General features: G+C 59.1%; 3 protein-coding genes. All 3 read right to left on the reverse strand.

The genetic code is table 11. From position 1 onward, the window contains the following. Positions 1 to 307 (reverse strand): amidohydrolase family protein (locus AC1DLB_RS27480; protein WP_477786049.1); only part of this gene is annotated, 307 nt, incomplete at its 3' end. Between the two features lie 28 nt (positions 308 to 335). After that, positions 336 to 1,625, reverse strand: a complete 1,290-nt coding sequence (locus AC1DLB_RS27485; RefSeq protein WP_018925910.1) for an MFS transporter — start codon at positions 1,623 to 1,625, stop codon at positions 336 to 338. 136 nt (positions 1,626 to 1,761) lie between these two features. After that, entirely contained in the window at positions 1,762 to 2,493 is a 732-nt protein-coding gene (locus tag AC1DLB_RS27490) for a GntR family transcriptional regulator (RefSeq protein WP_018925909.1), read from the reverse strand. Between the last annotated feature and the right edge of the window lie 13 nt (positions 2,494 to 2,506).

Below are 2,506 nucleotides of genomic sequence, written 5' to 3' on the forward strand. Positions count from 1 at the left end.
CGCCCAGGTGATCCATGTCATTCAACATGGCGCGACTGACGCCTGGCTCCAGCACAACCACGCCTCGCAACTGCTCCGGCGCTTGCTTCAACGCCGCCAGCAGGTAGCTATTGTCGGTGCCGAGAAAGCTCGGTTGCACCAATACGCCATGACTCAGACCATGAGCGTGCAAGTGCGTCAGATACTGCTCAAGCGTGGCGTCGTAATCAGGGGTATAGCGCCGTGCACCGACCAGGCATAGATCACGGCTAAACACATGAGCATGGGAGTCGATGCCGGTGATCGGCGTAGAACAGGTGTCAGTCATAGCGTTCATCTATAGAAGGTAAAGGGCATCAGGCCCGCGCACTCTCGTTGCCGTTGACCGTTGCTGGCACCGATGCACTCGAAGCTTCGAGGCTACGTCCACGGGTTTCCGGCAGACAAAGTGCCGCGATCACCGCCACGCCATAGGCAATCCCGGCGTCGATACCAATCGCAGACCCAAGCGACATGGAGTCGCTCATGTGACCGACCAGGAACGGGAACACCGCGGAAAGCACTCGGCCAAAGTTGTAGCAGAAGCCGACGCCGGCGCCGCGCACGTCTGCCGGGTACAGCTCGTTGAACAACGCGCCGAGGCTCGCTGGAATACCGGCCGCGAAGAAGCCGAGCGGGAACCCCAGGAAGAGCATCTGGGTATTCGTCAGCGGCAGGAACACATAACACTGCACGGTGACGACACAGCACAACGCGAACAGCACGATGTTTTTGCGGCGGCCAATACGGTCGATCAAGAATCCGCTAACAACGCAGCCACACCAGAAGGCGAAGATAATCACCGCCAGGTAGCCACCTGAGTTCAGCACCGACAGGTTGCGTTCGGTCTTGAGGAATGTCGGCAGCCAAGTCATCACCGCGTGGTATCCGCCGTGTGCGCCCAAGCCCAACAACCCGCCGAACAGCGTTACGCGGAGCAGTTCAGGTCGGAAAATACCGGCCAGGGATTTGAAGAAGCTCTGCGGAATGGCGTGTTCTTTCTGCAAACGTTGGAAGCTGTCAGGCTCCTCGACATTACGCCGTACCCAGAGGATCAGGAACGAGGGCAGCAGGCCTACGATAAACATCACACGCCAGGCCATGTCTTGCGGTACGAACGTATAAATCAGCGCAAATACCCCGACCGCCAGCCCCCAACCGACCGCCCAGGCACTTTGCACAGTGCCCATCACTTTGCCGCGGTATTTCGGGTTGATGGTTTCGGCCATCAATACCGCGCCKGCGGCCCACTCACCGCCAATGCCGAAGCCTTGCAGTGCCTTGACCATCAGCAACTGATGGAACCCTGTGACGAAGGCGGACAGAAAGGTGAAGAAGGAGAACCACAGAATCATCCACTGCAACGTACGCACCCGGCCGTAGCGGTCGGACAACGTCCCCCCTACCCATCCGCCGATGGCCGAAGTGACCAGCGTGACGCCGCTGATCAGCCCGGCATCGCCCTTGGTCAGTGCGAACGCAGCGATCAATGCCGGAATGGCCAGGCCGAACATTTGTACTTCCAGAGCATCCAGCGACCATCCGCCGAAGCAGGCCCAGAACGTTTTGCGCTCCCGAGGAGTGACTTGGCGATACCAGCTGAACATGATTTCTTATCCTTATAAGTGAAACGTGAGGCAGCCGAAAGCGAACCGCGCCGCTACGAGGCCAGGCATGGCAAGCAAGACGATGAAGACGGCGCAGATCAGGCGCCGATGAGCGATCCGCTATTGAGGCAAGGCGCTAGCGAATATCCACGCTGTAACGGAAATGCTGGGCATGCCCACGGGAGCGACGCCATTCCAGAGGCGTCCCGGCGTAGTCACGCGCCAGACGCTCGATCACCACCACGGGACTGTTGACCGCTACTTGCAGCAATCGCGCATGCACGTCGTTTACAGACTCGGCGGTGAGTGTTTCTTCGGCAGAAGCGACGACCTGACCGCAGACTTCTTCGTAAATCGGATACAACAGCGGCCCTTTTCGACTCAGGTCGATCTCCAGCAGCGGCTGAAACCGGCTGCGAGGTAGCCAGATTTCTTCGGCAAGTACCGGCTGAACATCGAGAAGACGTACGCGAACAATGCGAATAACCGGTGCGTCGATTGGCAGGCCTAACGTTTGGGCCACCGCCGAGGGTGCGGCCACCGGCTCAATCGACAAGATGCGACTCTCCGGCACCTGGCGCTCGCCCGCAGCGGTCTGGAAGCGGAAAAATCGGAACAGTGACGATTGAAACTGCGGCCGGCGAACGAAGGTGCCTCGACCTTGCTGACGCTCAAGAACGCCCTCACTGACCAGCGCGTCAACCGCTTTGCGTACGGTGCCAGTGGACAGTTGGTACTCCGCTGAAAGTGCAGCCTCGGTGGGAATGGCCTCCCCGGGACGCCAACGATTGTTGGCAATCTGTTCAGCCAACTGATCTCGCAGGCGCTGATAAAGCGGTAGCCGGACATCGCTGGATAAGGAGTTCATCGACTTTATTCAC

This window comes from Pseudomonas sp. 05N434, assembly GCF_056396965.1.